The organism is Bacteroidia bacterium, assembly GCA_025056095.1.
In the GTDB taxonomy this organism is placed as follows: domain Bacteria; phylum Bacteroidota; class Bacteroidia; order JANWVE01; family JANWVE01; genus JANWVE01.
Window position 1 is genome coordinate 1 of the sequence record JANWVW010000356.1, and the last position, 1052, is coordinate 1052.

Annotated in this window: 1 protein-coding gene; it reads right to left on the reverse strand. The window is 36.3% G+C overall.

The features are described from left to right. Positions 1 to 144: 144 nt before the first annotated feature. Positions 145 to 1052, reverse strand: a 908-nt coding sequence (locus NZ519_14005) for a hypothetical protein (GenBank protein MCS7029866.1), incomplete at its 5' end; no start/stop codon positions are given.

Here is a 1052-nt window from a genome sequence, read left to right on the forward strand (position 1 = left end):
TGCGATCATGCCCACATGGTCGGCGTGCTGCGGGCTACGTTCAGAATGCCCCGACCCTTGCGTAGCAAGGGTCGCGCCCAAAAAATCAAAATTATTTTTCAAACTCTAATCAAAACAAGTAAAGACCTAACTACACTAATCCAACTAAAGGAATTGATATACAGTATAATAAATTTCTTTTCCTTTTTCATTGAGGGCAGTGTAGCGCCCTATTGACTTCATTTTGTAAAAAGTCTCTAACTGCTCTTTTTTAAACCTACCGTAATGGGGATCGTACACGTATATGTCCCCAGATTGAAGCGTAAAAGGTTTATAGTAAAGTGCATATAGTACGTCAAATTGTGGAGTTAGCATTTCAAAATATGTATTGTCAGATATTAGTCTATGTTTTAGCAACCCTTTTTGCTGTAAATCCTGAACTACTTTCTGTGCTAATTGCTGCGAGGCATCCAAGTACATACTTTCTTTGAAGTTTATCGCAGCAGGATTGGGCGTAAAAGGAAATATCAATGCATAAAGTAAAATTCCATACTTAAAAAAGTAGCGTATTTTATCAGAAAATTTGCCTAAAATTTCAAGGATAAAAGCATATCCATGCCATGCCATAATCCCCATAAGCGGTACAACACCTATCAAAACCCGTTTCAAACCCATAGAAGCAAAAATACCAAAATACCAGAATAAACTATGCGCTACAAAAAACGCAAGAAAAACAAACGGAATAAACAGTTCTTTGATAGTAATTCGCCTTTGATACAATGAAACAGAGTAATACACTAAACTGAAAGCTATTAGTCCGTAAATCGGTAATCCTACTATGTATATCAGTTGGTCAACAAAGTGAAATAGGGAACCTTTGCCATACACGTGTTCTAAAGTACGATAAGGCATCTTGTTAATTACCCAAAGAACATCCTTGTGAAAAGTTGCGCCTACTAACCCATATACGACATGTCCTGTAACAAATAGAGGTAATACTTTCCATTTTTTTTGGACTATTAAAAAACACGTAAAAGCCAAAATAATAATCAGTCCCTCTGAACGTACAAATG